Raw genomic sequence first — 15,297 nt, 5'->3', positions numbered from 1 at the left:
AAAATATAGCATCGCCGTCACGCCGCGCCTATCAAAGGCCGGCGTTCAAGGGCGCTGACAGCGGGGGCAATAAAAGCTGCTGCGCTGGCCTTGCACCAGGTTTTGTATGGGCGCGCCGCACTGCACGCAAGGCTGGCCAGCGCGGCCATACACTTTTGTTTCTGTTTGAAAATGTCCTGCATTGCCGTCAGCGCTGGCAAAGTCGCGCAAAGTTGTGCCCCCACGCTCCACAGCCCGCGTCAACACGGCCCCAATTGCCTGCTGCAGCCGCCGCACCCGCACCGGCCCCAGGACAGCAGCAGCAGTCGTGGGCCGAATGCCGGCCAAAAACAGCACTTCTGACGCATAGATATTGCCCACCCCCACCACCACCTTGCCAGCGAGCAGCACCTGCTTGATGGGCGCCCGGTGGCGCGCCAGCCCCGCTTGCAAGGCGGCCATCGTAAAGTCTGCGTTCAAAGGTTCGAGCCCCAAGCCCCCCAGCAGCTTGCGCGCCACGGGCGATTGCTCCGACGCTGTGAACACCACGGCCCCAAAGCGCCGGGGATCGTGCAGGCGCAGCAGCCCTTGATCCGTGTCGAGATCAAAGTGATCGTGCCCTCCCGGCGGCGGCAAAGCAGGCGCAAAGCGCAACCGCCCCGACATGCCCAGGTGCAGCAGCAACAGACCGCCGCTCAAATCCAACAACAGATATTTGCCACGCCGGCGCACCCCCAGCACCTGCTGCCCGAGCAGCTGCTCGGGCGCGCACCCCAGGGGCCAACGCAGCGGCTTACCCAGGCGCACGGCCGTAATGTGGGCACCGGCAATATGCGCCGCAAAACTTTGGCGGGTGACCTCAACCTCGGGCAATTCAGGCATGGCAGCGACAGTCCAAAACACAGCAAGGCTTGGATTATTATGGGTCGATGCTGCTCCACCCACGCCTGCGACCCCTGGCCTGCGCCCTGCTTGTACTCCCCCTGAGCCTTGGCGCCCAAGCCGCCAGCGCCACCAAATCCAAAGCCGTACGCGCCGACGAGGTACGCGAGGCCCGTACCGCCGAGCTGTTCTACGAAGTCCTGCTGGGCGAATTGACCGCCAGCACCGGCGAGCCCGGCACGGGCTACGCCCTGATGCTGCAAGCCGCCCGCCAAAGCGACGACAGCGCGCTCTACCGCCGCGCGATAGAAATCGCCCTGCAAGCGCGCTCGGGCGACGCCGCCCTCAACGCCGCCCAAGCCTGGCGCAGCGCCCAACCGCAATCGCGCGATGCCAACCGCTTCGTGCTGCAAATTCTGATTGCCCTCAACCGCGTGGGCGACAGCGCCGAACCACTGCGCCAGGAACTGGCCCAAACCCCGGCGCCGCAGCGCGCCGCAGCCATTGCCACCATCCCCCGGCTCTACGCCCACGTCAGCGACAAGACCCTGGCGGCCGACATCACCGCCCAGGCCCTGCAAGGCGAGCTGCAAAAACCCGCCCTGGGCGCCATTGCCTGGACCACCATAGGCCAGATGCGCCTGGCCGCCGCCGACCAAGAAGGCGCCTTGGCTGCAGCCCGCCAAGCCTTGCAGCTCGACCCCCAGGCCGACGGCCCTGTGCTGCTGGCGCTGGCGCTGAGCGAAGACGGCATGAGCGCCGCCGAACCCCTGATCGCCCAGCACTTCCAGGGAGCGAGCAGCCCCGAGGCCCGCATGGCCTATGCCCGCTCGCTGCTCGGGCGCCAGCGCTACCCAGAGGCTGCCGTGCAGCTCAAACGCCTGACGGCCGAGCAACCGAGCCTGCCCGACCCCTGGCTGCTGCTGGCCACCTTGCAGGTGCAGGACGGCCGCCTCGATGGCGCCGAAGCCTCTCTGCGCCAGTTCATGGCCCTGACAGACACCGCCACCGCCCCAGGGCAGTCGCACCAGGCAAGCCAAACGCACCAGGCCGGCCTGACGCAAGCCTTCCTGCTGCAGGCCCACATTGCCGAAAAACGCCAGCAATACCCACAAGCCCTGGCCTGGCTCGACCGCATTCCCAACCCGCAAGAGCTGCTCGGGGCGCAGCTGCGCCGCGCCTCCATCCTGGTGCACCAGGGCCAGCTGGCGCAAGCCCGTGCCCTGATCCAGGCCCTGCCCAGCGGTAGCGAACAAGACCAGCGCATGAAGCTCGCGGCCGAGGTGCAGCTGCTGCGCGAAGCCCGCCAATACCAGGCCGCTTACGAACTCCAGGGCCAGCTCGTCGCCCTGGCGCCTGACGATGGCGACCTGCTCTACGACCAGGCGATGCTGGCCGACAAAGCCGGGCAGCGCGAAACCATGGAACAGCTGCTGCGCGCCCTGATCGCCAAGCACCCCGACTATCACCACGCCTACAACGCCCTGGGCTACTCGCTGGCCGATCGTGGTGCGAACCTTCCAGAAGCCAAGGCCCTGGTGCAAAAAGCCCTGGAATACGCTCCCGGCGACCCCTTCATCACCGACAGCCTGGGCTGGGTCGAGTTCCGCCTGGGCAACACCACCGAAGCCCTGCGCCTGCTGGAACAAGCCTACCGAGCCCAGCCCGACGCCGAAATCGCCGCCCACCTGGGCGAGGTGCTCTGGCAGCTGCAGCACCCGGAACTGGCGCGCAAAACCTGGCGCGAGGGCCTCGAACTCAACCCCGACAACGAAACCCTCCAAAAAACCCTGCAGCGCCTGGGAGTGCAACCTTGAGCCCATGGTGGGCCCGCATCGGCCTGGTGCTGTGCCTGCTGTGGCTGGCCGGCTGCGCCCAGCCGCCGCCACGAGAAGCGGCAAACCCCAACACCTGGAGCGGGCGTCTGGCGCTGCAAGTGCAAGACGATGCCGCGCAGTCGTTTCATGCCAATTTTCAGCTCAGCGGCACCCCGGAACAGGGCGCGCTGCTGCTCACCACCCCATTGGGCACCAGCGTGGCGCGCCTGCGCTGGGCTGCAGGCATGGCCCGGCTGGAGCAAGGCGGGCAAGAGCGCACCTCGACCTCGCTCGACGCCTTGCTGCACGAACTCACCGGCAGCAGCCTGCCAATTGCCGCCTTGTTCGACTGGCTCCAAGGCCAGGCCACACCCACTGCTGGCTGGCAGGTGGACATGAGCGCCGCCGCCCAAGGCCGCATCACTGCGCAGCGCTGGCAGCCTCTGCCGCAGACCACCTTGCGCATCGTTCTCACCCCCTGATTTTTTTCATGCAAGCGCTCTACGACCTGCCAGCTCCGGCCAAGCTGAACCTGTTTTTGCACATCACCGGCCGGCGCGCCGACGGCTACCACCTGATGCAGTCGGTGTTCATGCTCATCGACTGGTGCGACAGCCTGCACATCGCATTGCGCCAGGACGGCGCCATTTCCCGCGAAGACCTGGCGGACGGCCCGCCCCTGCCAGCGCAAGACCTGATCGTGCGCGCCGCCCAGGCACTGCAAGCAGCCACCGGCTGCCGCCTGGGCGCGCACATTGGCGTGCACAAACGCATTCCGGCGCAAGCGGGCATGGGCGGGGGCTCATCGGACGCCGCCACCACCTTGCTCGCACTCAACCGGCTGTGGAATTTGCGCCTGACGCGGCGCCAGCTGCAAACCATTGGGCTGCAGCTGGGCGCCGACGTACCGTTTTTTTTGTGTGGCCGCAACGCCTGGGTGGAGGGAATTGGTGACATAATTGCGCCTCTTGAGATTGCATACCAGCCACCGCCTGCGCGTTTTCTGGTTGTCAAACCCGCTGCCGGGCTGGAGACGAAAACAATTTTTTCGCACCCAACTCTTGAACGCGATTCAGACAGTGCTACAATCTCAGGCTTTGCTGCAAATCACTTCGGCTTTGGTCGAAACAACTTGCAGCCTGTAGCACAAACTCTGTGTGCCGAGGTTAATGAAGCCCTTGCATGGCTCAAAACCAAAGGCTTGCAAGGGCGCATGACGGGCTCAGGAAGTGCAGTGTTTGCACCAATGTTGCATACAGTTGATTTAAATGACGCAAACTCAGCGTGGAAAATCAAAGTATGCAATAATCTAGAGCTTCATCCATTGGCTGGATGGGCCTTAGATTGAAAGTTATCGGTGGGTTGTCGCCAAGACAATCAACCAGTGTAGGGGAGTCGCCAAGTTGGTAAAGGCACCGGATTTTGATTCCGGCATGCGAGGGTTCGAGTCCTTCCTCCCCTGCCAAATACTTTTGCTTTCACGCAACATCTAACGGCTGAGACGGTCATGCAAGCCAACCAACCCGATTTTCTCGTTTTTACCGGCAACGCCAATCCTGGCCTGGCCGGCGAAATTGCTTCCCAACTGGGAACCACCCTGGGCGCCGCTGACGTTGGCCGCTTCTCCGACGGTGAAGTCACCATCGAGATCAAGCAAAACGTGCGTACCCGTGACGTCTTCGTCGTGCAATCGACCTGCGCACCGACGAACGACAACCTGATGGAACTGCTCATCATGGTGGACGCGCTCAAGCGCGCCTCGGCCGAGCGCATCACTGCCGTCATCCCCTACTTCGGCTACGCCCGCCAGGATCGCCGCCCGCGCTCGACGCGCGTGCCCATCTCGGCCAAGGTGGTGGCCAACATGCTGCAAGCCGTGGGCGTGAACCGCGTGCTGACCATGGACTTGCACGCCGACCAGATCCAGGGCTTTTTCGACATCCCGGTGGACAACATCTACGCCTCGCCGGTGCTGCTGGGCGACCTGACGCAGAAAAACTACGACAACCTGATCGTCGTCAGCCCCGACGTTGGCGGCGTGGTGCGCGCACGCGCCCTGGCCAAGCAACTCGGCTGCGACCTGGCCATCATCGACAAGCGCCGCCCCAAGGCCAACGTCTCCGAAGTCATGCACGTCATCGGCGACATCGAAGGCCGCAACTGCGTCATCATGGACGACATGATCGACACCGCCGGCACGCTGGTCAAAGCTGCCGAAGTGCTCAAGCAGCGCGGTGCCAAGAACGTCTACGCGTATTGCACGCACCCGATTTTCTCCGGCCCGGCCATCGAGCGCATCGCCCAGGGTTCGGCCCTGGACGAAGTCGTCGTCACCAACACCATCCCGCTGCACGCCGCTGCCAAGGCCTGCCCCAAGATTCGCCAACTCTCCGTGGCACCGCTGATTGGCGAGACCATCCAGCGCATTGCCACCGGCGAGTCGGTCATGAGTTTGTTCTCCGACTGAGCGCCCTGCGCGCCCCTCGGGTTCAGCACCAGGGCAGGGCAGATCGGCCCCGCCCTTTTTCATCAAACGGATCGCGCTGGTCGCGGCCGATCCTCTCAGGAGTTTTCTTATGCAATTCGTCGCTTTTGAGCGCGCCAAGCAAGGTACGGGTGCGAGCCGCCGTCTGCGCAATTCTGGCCGTACCACCGGCATCGTTTACGGCGCGGGTCTGGAGCCCCAAGCCATCGAGCTCGACCACAACGCCCTGTGGCACGCCCTGAAAAAAGAAGCTTTCCACTCCAGCGTTCTGGACATGGAAATCGGCGGCCAGACCAGCAAGGTCGTGCTGCGCGACGTGCAGTTCCACCCCTTCAAGCAGCTGGTGCTGCACGTGGACTTCCAGCGCGTGGATGCTTCCACCAAGATCCACCTGAAGGTGCCGCTGCACTTCGAAGGTGCTGACGTGTCGCCCGCCGTCAAGGCCGAAGGCTGCACCATCACCCCCGTGATGCACGAAATCGACGTGGTCTGCATGCCCGCACAGCTGCCCGAGTTCGTCACCGTGGACCTGAGCCAGATCACCAGCAAGTCGGCCCTGGGCGTGCAAGCCCTGAAGCTGCCCAACGGCGTCAAGACCGTGGTGCGTGGCTCGAACAAGAACCCGGCCCTGATCTCCATCAAGCTGCCCGAAGTGGTGGTGGAAGCCGCCGCTGCCCCCGCAGCCACTCCGGCCAAGAAGGGCAAGAAGTAATCTTCGCCCCACGGGCTGGCGCTTGCGCCAGCCCCGCCACTTCAGCGGCCCACCTCTGGTGGGCCGTTTGCTTTGGGAGCATGAAGCAGCATGATCAAACTCTTTGTCGGCCTGGGCAATCCTGGCCCGGAATACGAGGCCACGCGCCACAACGCCGGTTTTTGGTGGCTCGACGCCGTCGCGCGCGAGCTGCGCACCACGCTGGTGCCCGAGCGCAGCTACTGGGGCCTGGCGGCGCGCGTGAACGTCTCTGGTGAGGCGCGCTGGCTGCTGCAGCCGCAAACCTTCATGAACCTCTCGGGCAAATCGGTAGCGGCGTTGGCGCGCTTTTTCAAGATCGCGCCGCACGAGATTTTGGTGGCACACGACGAGCTCGACTTTGCCCCCGGCGTCGTCAAGCTCAAGCGCGGCGGCAGCCACGGCGGGCACAACGGCCTGCGCGACATCCACGCCCAGCTCGGCAGCAGCGACTACTGGCGCCTGCGCATCGGCATCGGCCACCCCGGCGTCAAGCATGAAGTGGTGCACTGGGTGCTGAAAAAACCCGCGCCTGACGATATGCGCCGCATCGAGGACGCCATCATCCACACCCTGCCGGCCCTGCCCACCTTGCTCGCGGGCGACATGGACAAGGCCACACAACACATCCACACCACCGAGCCACCCCGCCCCAAGCCCGCCCGGCGCTTGCCCGAGGGCGAGGATTGATGCTATTTATTTGATAGCTGCCAGCGCTTGCCAGATAAGCGCTAGCGGCCTAAAACACTCGGCAAAACCCAGGAATCAAGCCATTGAGCTAGCGCGTCTTGGCCGCCTGCAGGCGCTGGAATTTTTGGAACAGCGTCTCGCGCCCCTCCACATGCTGCGGGTGCACCGGAATGCAGGCCACGGGGCAAATCTGCACGCACTGCGGTTCATCAAAGTGCCCGACGCACTCGGTGCACTTGTGAGGGTCGATGTCGTAGTGCAGCTCGCCCAAAGAAATGGCATCGTTCGGGCACTCGGGCTCACACACATCGCAGTTGATGCACTCGTCGGTAATCATCAGTGCCATAGTGCTCTCTCGCCTCCTTCGCAACGCAACTTCTTGAACCTCACGGGGCCGGCATTATCCTGCCGCCCGCCTGCCATCCTCTTGTGCAGGGTTTTGCATTCACCGCCACCATGCCCTCGTACCTGCTGCGCCGCCTGACTGCCCTGGCCACCACGCTGCTGCTGGCCTCGGCCCTGGTGTTTATCTTGCTCGACTGGCTACCGGGCAACGCCGCCGAGCTGCAACTGGGCCCCGACGCCGACCCCGAGGCCGTGGCGCAGCTGGCCACGCAACTCGGGCTGGAGCACAGCGCCTGGCAGCGCTACCAGGATTGGCTCTGGGGCCTGCTGCACGGCGAACTCGGCGAGAGCTGGGCCTACGCCAGCCCGGTAGCCGATCTCATCGCCGAGCGCCTGCAAGTAACCGTCCCCCTGGCTCTGCTGGCCCTGCTGCTGACGCTGCTGCTGGCGCTCGCCACCGGTCTGTACGCCGCCCTGCACCACGGCCGCATGGGCGACTGGGGGCTGATGGCGCTCACCCAGCTGGGCCTGGCCGTGCCCAGCTTCTGGCTGGCCATCTTGCTGATCTTGCTATTTGCCGTGCGCCTGCAATGGGTGGCGGCAGGGGGCTTCCCAGGCTGGAGCGCTGAAGCCGGCGGCGGCCTGCTGCCCGGGCTGCGCGCCCTGGTGCTGCCGGCGCTGGCGCTGGCGCTGGTGCAGGCGGCGATTTTGGCGCGCATCGTGCGCGCCGCCGTGCTCGACGTGCTGGGGCAAGACTTTGTCCGCACCGCCCGCGCCAAGGGCCTATCACCACGCGCCACCTTGCTGCGCCATGTGCTGCGCAACGCCCTGGTGCCGGTGCTCACCATTGCCGGCCTGCAGCTCGCCAATTTGCTGGCCGGCACCATCGTGGTGGAAAACGTCTTCAACCTGCCGGGCCTGGGGCGCCTGATTTTTCAGGCCATTGCCAACCGCGACCTGATCGTGCTGCGCAACTGCGTGCTGCTGCTGTGCGCGCTGGTGCTGCTCATCAACGCCGGCGTCGATCTCGCCAGCGCCTGGGCCGATCCACGCAGCCGCCACCGCCATGCCTAGCCGCCCCCACCCCCTCTCGTTGTGGCTGGGTGGGCTGCTCACGCTGGCGCTGCTGCTGGCCAGCCTGGCGGGCCTGCTGTGGCCGCCCGCCAGCGCCCAGGCCATGGACATGGCGCAGCGCCTGCAAGCGCCCAGCAGCGCACACTGGCTGGGCACCGACGCCTATGGCCGCGACGTGGCCGCGCAACTGCTGCAGGGCGCGCACAGCAGCCTGGCCGTGGCCCTGGGCGCCGTCGGCCTGGGGCTGGTGCTGGGCACGGCGCTGGGGCTGTGGGCAGCGGCGCGGCGTGGCTGGGTCGAGGCGCTGCTCATGCGCCTGGTCGATTTCAGCTTTGCCTTCCCGGCCCTGCTCAGCGCCATCACCCTCAGCGCCCTGTGGGGGCCGGGCATGAAAAATGCCATCGTCGCCCTGGCCATCGCCAACGTGCCGGTGTTCGCACGCCTGGGCCGCGCCAGCGCGCACAGCCTGTGGGCGCGCGAATTCGTGCGCGCCGCCCGCGCCTGCGGCCGCACGCAGGCGCAGATCACCCGCATCCACATCCTGCCCAACCTGGCGCCGCTGCTGCTGGTGCAGGCCACCGTGCAATGCGCCCTGGCCATCCTGGCCGAAGCCGCCCTGTCCTACCTCGGCCTGGGCACGCAAGCGCCCGAACCCTCCTGGGGCCGCATGTTGAGCGAAGCGCAAACGCTGCTGTTCGACGCCCCACTGCTCGCTCTCTGGCCCGGCAGCGCCATCGCCCTCACCGTGCTGGGGCTGAACCTGCTGGGCGACGGCCTGCGCGACTGGCTCGACCCGCGCCTGCGCTGAAGCGGCCAGCACCCTGGATTTTTTTACAACCAGGGTTATCCCGCTGGTGTACAAACGCGCCCAAAGGATTTCCATGCACCGCACCCGACGCTCGCTTTTGGCCGGCGGCGCCCTCGCCGCTGCCGCCAGCACCCTGCCCTGGCCCACCTGGGCGCAGGCACCCAAAGACCGCCTCACCCTGGGCCTGGCTCTGGAGCCGCCGGGGCTCGACCCCACCGCCGGCGCAGCCTCGTCGATTGCCGAAGTGGTGCTCTACAACGTCTTCGAGACCCTGACCAAAATCAACCCCGACGGCAGCGTCTCGCCCCTGCTGGCCGAGAGCTGGGAGCTTGGGCGCGATCTCAAAACCTGCACCCTGCGCCTGCGCCGGGGCGTGCAGTTTCACAACGGCGCACCTTGCAACGCGCGCAGCGTGCAGTTTTCCTTCGAGCGCGCTGGCAGCGCCAAGAGCACGAACAAAGACAAAGCCACCTTCGCCCAGCTGCGCACCGAGGTGCTCGACGAACACACCGTGCGCCTGCACAGCAGCGAGGTCGAGCCCGACCTGCTGTTCCTGCTCGGCCAGGCCACGGCCATCATCGTCGAGCCCACCAGCGCCGCCAGCAACGCCAGCAAACCCATAGGCACCGGCCCCTACCGGCTGCAGTCCTGGACACGCGGCGCCGCGCTCACGCTCACGCGCTGGGACGGCTGGCGCAGCGCGCACAGCGTGCGCCTGGCGCGCATCACCTTCCGTTTCATCCCCGACCCGGCAGCGCAGGTGGCTGCGCTGCTGGCCGGCGACGTGGACGCCTTCCCGCGCGTGACGCCGCGCAGCATGGCGCAGTTCAAGGCCCAGCCGCGCTTTCAGGTCATCGTCAGCGGCTCGCGCGCCAAAACCATTCTGGCCATGAACCACGCGCGCAAGCCGCTGCAGGATAGGCGCGTGCGCTGCGCCATCGCCGCCGCCATCGACCGCGAGGCCGTCATCCAGGGCGCTGCCGACGGCCTCGGCCGCGCCATCGGCAGCCACTACGTGCCCGGCGCCTTCGGCTACGTCGATACCACTGGCCTGAATCCCTACGACCCCGACAAGGCCAGAAAACTGCTGGCCGAAGCCGGCGTCAAGCTACCGCTGGCACTGACCCTGACCCTGCCACCCACACCCTACGCGCGCCAGGGCGGCGAGATCATCGCCGCCATGCTGGCCAAGGTTGGCATCCAGGCGCGGCTGCAGAACGTGGAATGGGCGCAGTGGCTGGCCGGCACCTACGGCCAGAAAAACTACGACCTGACGCTGATCTCACACGTCGAACCCCTGGACCTGGGCAACTTCGCCAAGCCAGGCTACTACTGGGGCTACCGATCCCCGGCCTTCAACACCCTGTACCAGCAAATCCAGCACAGCACCCGCCCCGCCGACCGCGCCCGCCTGCTCGGCGACGCCCAGCGCCTGCTGGCCGAAGACTGCGTGCACGCCTTTCTCTACCAACCGCAATGGGTCACCGTCGCCGCCAAAGACCTGCGCGGGCTGTGGAGCGACATGCCGGTGTTCGTGAACGATTTGGCGGGGATGTACTGGGCCTAAGCCCAAAAAGCCTCTAACCCAATCCCATCAAGCGCAAGCAGCTATTAAAAATATAGCTAGGAGCCTGTCGGGCTTGGAGCGTCGAAAGCGAAAATCGGCCCCAGCGAGACCAGTTTTTGCCGGATTTGCAGCCCAATAGCCGAGCTATTGGGCAAAAAGACGGTGTTCTCGAAGAGTGGCGAAGCCAAAAATTGGCCGCTGCGGTCGATTTGCAGCCGACGATTTCCAAGTCCGACAGGCTCCTAACGGGCGCTCGTCGCCAGCCGCAGCGCCAGCCCCAGAAAGACCAGCCCCGCCGTGCGCTGCAGCCACTGCTGGGCGCGGGCCGAGCGTTGCAGCAGGGCGCCAAAATGCCCCGAAAACAGGGCGATGACGCCGAACACCAACAGCGTGGCGAGCATGAACACCAGCCCCAGCAGCAGGATTTGCGGCGCCACGCTGGCGCGCGCCGGGTCGGCGAACTGGGGCAGGAAGGCGAGGAAGAAAATCAGCACCTTGGGGTTGCTCAGGTTCATGAGCACGCCCCGCCCCACCATGCGCAGCGCGCCTGCGGCAGGCCGGCCTGACGGCGCTGCAGCCGGGCCGGCGCTGGCGACGGCGGCGGGCGCACGCAGCGCCTGCCAGGCCAGGTACGCCAGGTAGGCCGCGCCCACGAGTTTGAGCAGGGTAAAAGCCAGGCTCGACGCCGCCAGCAGCGCTGCCAGCCCCAGGGCCACGGCACTGGTGTGCACCACCAGCCCCAGGCACAGCCCGAGCACCACGCACAGCCCGGTGCGCCAGCCGTGCTGCGCCGACTGCAGCAGCACGAACAGGTTGTCCGGCCCCGGCGTGAGGGCCAGCAGGGCAGAAATACCAAAAAAAGCGATCAAGACATCAAGGCTGGGCATGGCTGGCAGGGGTGCGGTTCAGCGGCTGGGCAGGATGAAAACTCGCGGGCGCGGCTGGCAGCCGGGGCCGTCGAAGGGGCCGCTGTCTTGCACCCAGCCGGAGCCGGGCGAGGTCTGGGCGCAGACGCGGGCGTTGTCGATGGTGCTGCGCCAGTAGTACCAGAGCGCAGGGGCGGCCAGGGCCAGCTGGGCGCCAAGCAGGCCCAGAAGGCCCAGCGCAGCGGCTACGGCAGCGGCCCACCGGCGGGAGAGGGATTGGCGACGGAGCATGGCCGCCATGCTAGCCCAGCGCCAGCGCCGCCACGCCGGCGGCAATCAGCAGCGCCCCGCCCAGGCGGGCCAGGCGCGCGCCCTCGCCCAGCAGGTGGCCGCCGATCAGGGCGGCGAACAGCATCGACACCTCACGTGCCGGCGCCACCAGCGACAGCGGCGCCTGGCGCATGGCAAACAGCACCAGCACGTAGGCGATGGGGCTGAACGCCGCCACCACCAGCGCCGCGCGCCACTGCACGCGCCACAAAGCGCGCGCCGCCGGCAGGTCGCGCAGCACGACCGGAGCCAACAGCGCCAGGCGCACGAAATTGCCCACGTAGTCCACCAAAATGGGCGAGAGCAGCAGCCACTTGACGGCGTAGCCATCGACCACGGTGTAGGCGGCGATGAAGGCGCCGGTCAGCAGGCCGTAGCGCAGGCCCGCGTGCAGGCGCTGCTGCTGCGCCGCCGCCTGACTGTGGGCGCTGCGCCACAGGGCCGGGCCGCCAGCAATCAAAAACACGCCGCCGACCACCGCCACGATGCCCAGGCCACCGAGCCAGCCCGGGCGCTCGCCCAGCAGCGCAATCGCCACCAGCGAGGACAGCAGCGGCCCGGTGCCGCGCGCGAGCGGGTAGACCACGGTCAGGTCCGCCCGGCGGTAGCCGCGCAGCAAAATCACGTAATACAGCACGTGCAGCAGGCCGCTGACGGCAACCACCACCCACTCCTGCGCACCCCACTGCGGCAGCGCGCTGCGCCCGAGCCACCAGCCCAGTGGCGCCCACAGCAGCGCCATCAGGGCCGAGGTGAAGAAGGCGAAGCGCGCGTCGCCACCGGCCTTCTTGGCAACGATGTTCCACAGGGCGTGGATCAGGCCGGCGAGCAGGATGAGGGCAAAAGCCTGGGGCGCCAAGCTCAGTGGCGCCCGGGGATGAGGGCGAGGAATTCGCGCCGCAGCGTGGCGTCCTTGAGGAAGGCGCCGCGCATGACGGAGTTGAGCATCTTGCTGTCCATCTCGCGCACGCCGCGCCAGGACATGCAAAAGTGGCTCGCCTCCATGACCACGGCCAGGCCGTCGGGCTGGGTTTTTTGCATGATGAGGTCAGCGAGCTGCACCACGGCTTCTTCCTGGATTTGGGGCCGGCCCATGACCCAATCGACCAGGCGCGCGTACTTCGACAGGCCGATGACGTTGGTGTTCTTGTTGGGCAGCACGCCGATCCAGATTTTGCCGATGACCGGGCACAGGTGGTGGCTGCAGGCGCTGCGCACGGTGATGGGGCCGACGATCATGAGCTCGTTGAGGTGCTCGGCGTTGGGGAATTCGGTGATTGCCGGCGCCGGCACGTAGCGGCCCTTGAAGACTTCCTGCAGGTACATCTTGGCCACGCGGCGCGCGGTGTTGTGCGTGTTGTGGTCGCCAGCGGTGTCGATCACCATGCTGTCGAGCACGGCCTGCATCTTAACTTCGACCTCGTCGAGCAGCTGCCCGAGCTCCCCGGGCTCGATGAAGTCGGCGATGTTGTCGTTGGCGTTGAAACGCTGGCGGGCCGCCATGAGCCGTTCGCGGATCTTGACGGAGACGGGCACGCCGACATCGGCGGGATCGAGGGGAAGGTCGGCAGCAGATCGGTTCATGCGCGCATGGTAACAGCGATTGAAGCTGCCGTTTTTGAGAGGGTTTTCAGGCTCCAGCGCTTATCCACCAAGCGTGAGTAGCTAGCAATTTAATAGCGATTATTAATAGCGATTCCCCGTCACCCACAAGGCGCTGCGCATGAGCGCGTAGGCGATGCGGTCGAGCACCCGCTCACGCCATGGGCGCTGCGCAAACACCTCGGGCTCGACCCGCTGCCCGGCCTGCGCCATGGCCTGGCACAGGCGCGCGCGCAGCTCGGCGGCAAAGGCCCGGTCGCGCACCACGACGTTGGCCTCGCGCGCGAGCAGCAGGCTCAAGGGGTCAAGGTTGGACGAGCCGACCGTGGCCCAGGGGCGGCGCGCCTGGGCGTCGATGACGGCCACCTTGGCGTGCAGAAAGCTCGGCGCGTACTCATAAATTTCCACCCCCGCGCCCAGGAGTGCACCGTATACCGGGCGCGCCGCGTGGTACTGCATGAAGTATTCGTAGCGCCCCTGCAGCAGCAACTGCACCCGCACGCCCCGGCGTGCGGCCAGGATGAGCGCGCGCCGCAGCTTGCCGCCGGGCAGAAAGTAGGCGTTGGCAATGATGATTTCATGCCGGGCGCGGGCGATGGCGCGGCGGTAGGCACGCTCGATGCGGCTGCGGTGGCGCAGGTTGTCGCGCAGCAGCAGCGCCGCCCGCATCGCACCGCCAGGGCCCACGCCGGCGCCCACGCCGGCCTCGCGCAGCGCGTGCACGGCCTCGGGCAGGTGGTGCTGGCGCATGTCGTGCACGGCCTGCATCCGCCACCACAGCTGCTCCATGGCGCTTTGCGCCTGGCCCACCAGGGGCCCCTGGGCGCGCACGGCAAAGTCAAAGCGCGGCGCCGCCAGGGGGCCGAAGTTCGGGTCGTGGTAGTCGTCCAGGATGTTGATGCCGCCGCAAAACAGCACCTGGCCATCGACCACGCACAGCTTGCGGTGCAGGCGCCGCCAGCGCATGGGCAGCAGCAGCCCCAGCGGCCCCAGGGGCGAATACACGCGCAGCTGCACCCCGGCGGCCTGCAGGCGCTCGAACCAAGGCGAAGGCAGGCGCCCGGTGCCCACGCCATCGACCACCAGGCGCGTGCTCACGCCCCGCTCGGCAGCGCGCACCAGCGCCAGCGCCACGTCGCCGCCAGCGCCGGTGGTGTCAAAAATATAGGTTTCCAGGTGCACACTGCGGCGCGCGCCGTCAATGGCCTGCACCAGGGCCGGAAACAGCTGCACCCCGCCCTGCAAGAGCTGGACGCCATGGGCAAGCGAGAACGTGGGGGCGGCGGATTTCACCGGCCTGAGCTTACCAATGGAATTCGGCAATCAGCGGCAGGTGGTCCGACATGCGCCACCAGATGCGCCCCTGCGGCACCTGCAGCCCCACGGGCGTCAGGCCGCGCACGTACACATGGTCGAGCTGCGCCAGCGGCAGACGCGCCGGGTAGGTGGGCGCGCGCACTTCGTCGTATTCATGCAGGCCGTAGCCGCGCAGCAGGCGCTGCAGGCGCGAGCCCCAGTCGTTGAAGTCCCCGGCGACGATCAGCGGTGCGCCGCTGGGCACCTCGCGTTCGATAAAGCGCTGCAGCTGCGCCGCCTGGCGCACGCGGCTGCCCGGAATGAGCCCCAGGTGCACGACGATGACGTGCACCGGCCGCCCCTGGAACAGCACCTCGACATGCAGCAGGCCGCGCTGCTCGAAGCGGTGGTCGGAGATGTCCTCGTGCTGGTGCCCCAGCACCGGCCAGCGTGTGAGCAGCGCGTTGCCGTGCTCGCCGTGGCGCGTGTAGGCGTTGGTGCGGTACACCGATTCGTAGCCCAGCGGCGCCAGGTATTCGGCCTGCGGCACGGCGGGCCAACGCTCAAAATAATCTTGCTCGCGCCGGTTCAGGCGCCGCACTTCCTGCAGGCAGACGATGTCGGCATCGAGCTGCTCCACCGCCAGGCCAAGGTTGTGAATTTCCAGCCGCCGCGCTGGCCCCAGGCCAAGAACGCCTTTGTGGATGTTGTAGGTGGCCACGCGCAGCAGGCCGCCGTGCAGCAGGAATTGGGTATCGGGGCTGGAGGCGGTCATGGGGATTACTGCAGGGGATGGCACCGACGATTGTAGGCAGCACCCCCCAAA

Annotated in this window: 17 protein-coding genes and 1 tRNA gene; 10 read left to right on the top strand and 8 right to left on the bottom strand. The window is 66.8% G+C overall.

Features of this window, described 5'->3' with window-relative positions; all coding sequences use genetic code 11:
* Positions 1–45: 45 nt before the first annotated feature.
* Entirely contained in the window at positions 46–861 is an 816-nt protein-coding gene (gene mutM, locus G7045_RS02085; protein ID WP_166156637.1) for a bifunctional DNA-formamidopyrimidine glycosylase/DNA-(apurinic or apyrimidinic site) lyase, read from the bottom strand.
* A 47-nt stretch (positions 862–908) separates the two neighbouring features.
* On the opposite strand from mutM, the gene G7045_RS02080 reads away from it, so the two are divergent.
* From G7045_RS02080 to pth, 7 genes are all read left to right on the top strand, one after another.
* A complete protein-coding gene (locus G7045_RS02080) occupies positions 909–2,678 on the top strand; it encodes a tetratricopeptide repeat protein (RefSeq protein WP_240919253.1) in 1,770 nt (589 codons plus the stop codon).
* A complete protein-coding gene (locus tag G7045_RS02075; RefSeq protein WP_166156631.1) occupies positions 2,675–3,160 on the top strand; it encodes an outer membrane lipoprotein LolB in 486 nt (161 codons plus the stop codon). The genes G7045_RS02080 and G7045_RS02075 overlap by 4 nt, the downstream gene beginning before the upstream one ends.
* 8 nt (positions 3,161–3,168) lie before the next feature.
* Positions 3,169–4,026, top strand: a complete 858-nt coding sequence (gene ispE, locus G7045_RS02070) for a 4-(cytidine 5'-diphospho)-2-C-methyl-D-erythritol kinase (protein WP_166156628.1) — start codon at positions 3,169–3,171, stop codon at positions 4,024–4,026.
* A gap of 40 nt (positions 4,027–4,066) precedes the next feature.
* Positions 4,067–4,143 (top strand) — tRNA-Gln (locus tag G7045_RS02065).
* 42 nt (positions 4,144–4,185) lie between these two features.
* A complete protein-coding gene (locus G7045_RS02060) occupies positions 4,186–5,145 on the top strand; it encodes a ribose-phosphate pyrophosphokinase (RefSeq protein WP_166156625.1) in 960 nt (319 codons plus the stop codon).
* A gap of 109 nt (positions 5,146–5,254) precedes the next feature.
* Complete coding sequence (locus G7045_RS02055) at positions 5,255–5,875, top strand: 50S ribosomal protein L25/general stress protein Ctc (protein ID WP_166156622.1); 621 nt, start codon at positions 5,255–5,257, stop codon at positions 5,873–5,875.
* A 90-nt stretch (positions 5,876–5,965) separates the two neighbouring features.
* Complete coding sequence (pth, locus tag G7045_RS02050) at positions 5,966–6,583, top strand: aminoacyl-tRNA hydrolase (RefSeq protein WP_166156620.1); 618 nt, start codon at positions 5,966–5,968, stop codon at positions 6,581–6,583.
* An 88-nt stretch (positions 6,584–6,671) separates the two neighbouring features.
* Here pth and G7045_RS02045 read toward each other — a convergent pair whose 3' ends face one another.
* Complete coding sequence (locus G7045_RS02045; protein WP_166156617.1) at positions 6,672–6,929, bottom strand: YfhL family 4Fe-4S dicluster ferredoxin; 258 nt, start codon at positions 6,927–6,929, stop codon at positions 6,672–6,674.
* A 110-nt stretch (positions 6,930–7,039) separates the two neighbouring features.
* Between G7045_RS02045 and G7045_RS02040 the strand changes: the two genes are divergently transcribed.
* From G7045_RS02040 to G7045_RS02030, 3 genes are all read left to right on the top strand, one after another.
* Positions 7,040–8,002 carry an ABC transporter permease gene (locus G7045_RS02040; protein WP_166156614.1) on the top strand — a complete coding sequence of 321 codons (963 nt, stop codon included), beginning with the start codon at positions 7,040–7,042 and terminating at the stop codon, positions 8,000–8,002.
* A complete protein-coding gene (locus tag G7045_RS02035; protein WP_166156611.1) occupies positions 7,995–8,810 on the top strand; it encodes an ABC transporter permease in 816 nt (271 codons plus the stop codon). Before G7045_RS02040 ends, G7045_RS02035 begins: the two co-directional genes overlap by 8 nt.
* A gap of 73 nt (positions 8,811–8,883) precedes the next feature.
* On the top strand, positions 8,884–10,377 hold the full coding sequence (locus G7045_RS02030; RefSeq protein WP_166156608.1) for an ABC transporter substrate-binding protein: 1,494 nt from the start codon (positions 8,884–8,886) through the stop codon (positions 10,375–10,377).
* Positions 10,378–10,619: 242 nt separating this feature from the next.
* On the opposite strand, the gene G7045_RS02025 is transcribed toward G7045_RS02030, so the two are convergent.
* The 6 genes from G7045_RS02025 to G7045_RS02000 all read right to left on the bottom strand — a co-directional run bounded on the left by G7045_RS02025 (position 10,620) and on the right by G7045_RS02000 (position 15,246).
* Positions 10,620–11,264, bottom strand: a complete 645-nt coding sequence (locus G7045_RS02025) for a LysE family translocator (protein ID WP_166156605.1) — start codon at positions 11,262–11,264, stop codon at positions 10,620–10,622.
* 18 nt (positions 11,265–11,282) lie between these two features.
* Positions 11,283–11,534, bottom strand: a complete 252-nt coding sequence (locus G7045_RS02020) for a hypothetical protein (RefSeq protein WP_166156602.1) — start codon at positions 11,532–11,534, stop codon at positions 11,283–11,285.
* Between the two features lie 10 nt (positions 11,535–11,544).
* Complete coding sequence (locus G7045_RS02015; protein ID WP_166156599.1) at positions 11,545–12,432, bottom strand: DMT family transporter; 888 nt, start codon at positions 12,430–12,432, stop codon at positions 11,545–11,547.
* 2 nt (positions 12,433–12,434) lie between these two features.
* Complete coding sequence (gene folE / locus G7045_RS02010) at positions 12,435–13,157, bottom strand: GTP cyclohydrolase I (protein WP_166156596.1); 723 nt, start codon at positions 13,155–13,157, stop codon at positions 12,435–12,437.
* A 102-nt stretch (positions 13,158–13,259) separates the two neighbouring features.
* Entirely contained in the window at positions 13,260–14,468 is a 1,209-nt protein-coding gene (gene clsB, locus G7045_RS02005; protein ID WP_240919252.1) for a cardiolipin synthase ClsB, read from the bottom strand.
* 10 nt (positions 14,469–14,478) lie between these two features.
* On the bottom strand, positions 14,479–15,246 hold the full coding sequence (locus G7045_RS02000; RefSeq protein ID WP_166156593.1) for an endonuclease/exonuclease/phosphatase family protein: 768 nt from the start codon (positions 15,244–15,246) through the stop codon (positions 14,479–14,481).
* Between the last annotated feature and the right edge of the window lie 51 nt (positions 15,247–15,297).

Origin of the sequence: Acidovorax sp. HDW3 (genome assembly GCF_011303755.1) — a bacterium.
Classification (GTDB): Bacteria; Pseudomonadota; Gammaproteobacteria; order Burkholderiales; family Burkholderiaceae_C; genus Paenacidovorax.
The sequence above is the reverse complement of the archived record's forward strand: the minus strand, read 5'-3'. Positions and strand labels throughout refer to the sequence as shown.

Coding starts and splice junctions, on each gene's coding strand:
- mutM (WP_166156637.1), bottom strand. CDS start 861: ATGCCTGAATTGCCCGAGGTTGAGGTCACCCGCCAAAGTTTTGCGGCG.
- G7045_RS02080 (WP_240919253.1), top strand. CDS start 909: ATGCTGCTCCACCCACGCCTGCGACCCCTGGCCTGCGCCCTGCTTGTA.
- ispE (WP_166156628.1), top strand. CDS start 3,169: ATGCAAGCGCTCTACGACCTGCCAGCTCCGGCCAAGCTGAACCTGTTT.
- G7045_RS02060 (WP_166156625.1), top strand. CDS start 4,186: ATGCAAGCCAACCAACCCGATTTTCTCGTTTTTACCGGCAACGCCAAT.
- G7045_RS02055 (WP_166156622.1), top strand. CDS start 5,255: ATGCAATTCGTCGCTTTTGAGCGCGCCAAGCAAGGTACGGGTGCGAGC.
- pth (WP_166156620.1), top strand. CDS start 5,966: ATGATCAAACTCTTTGTCGGCCTGGGCAATCCTGGCCCGGAATACGAG.
- G7045_RS02045 (WP_166156617.1), bottom strand. CDS start 6,929: ATGGCACTGATGATTACCGACGAGTGCATCAACTGCGATGTGTGTGAG.
- G7045_RS02040 (WP_166156614.1), top strand. CDS start 7,040: ATGCCCTCGTACCTGCTGCGCCGCCTGACTGCCCTGGCCACCACGCTG.
- G7045_RS02035 (WP_166156611.1), top strand. CDS start 7,995: ATGCCTAGCCGCCCCCACCCCCTCTCGTTGTGGCTGGGTGGGCTGCTC.
- G7045_RS02030 (WP_166156608.1), top strand. CDS start 8,884: ATGCACCGCACCCGACGCTCGCTTTTGGCCGGCGGCGCCCTCGCCGCT.
- G7045_RS02025 (WP_166156605.1), bottom strand. CDS start 11,264: ATGCCCAGCCTTGATGTCTTGATCGCTTTTTTTGGTATTTCTGCCCTG.
- G7045_RS02020 (WP_166156602.1), bottom strand. CDS start 11,534: ATGCTCCGTCGCCAATCCCTCTCCCGCCGGTGGGCCGCTGCCGTAGCC.
- folE (WP_166156596.1), bottom strand. CDS start 13,157: ATGAACCGATCTGCTGCCGACCTTCCCCTCGATCCCGCCGATGTCGGC.
- G7045_RS02000 (WP_166156593.1), bottom strand. CDS start 15,246: ATGACCGCCTCCAGCCCCGATACCCAATTCCTGCTGCACGGCGGCCTG.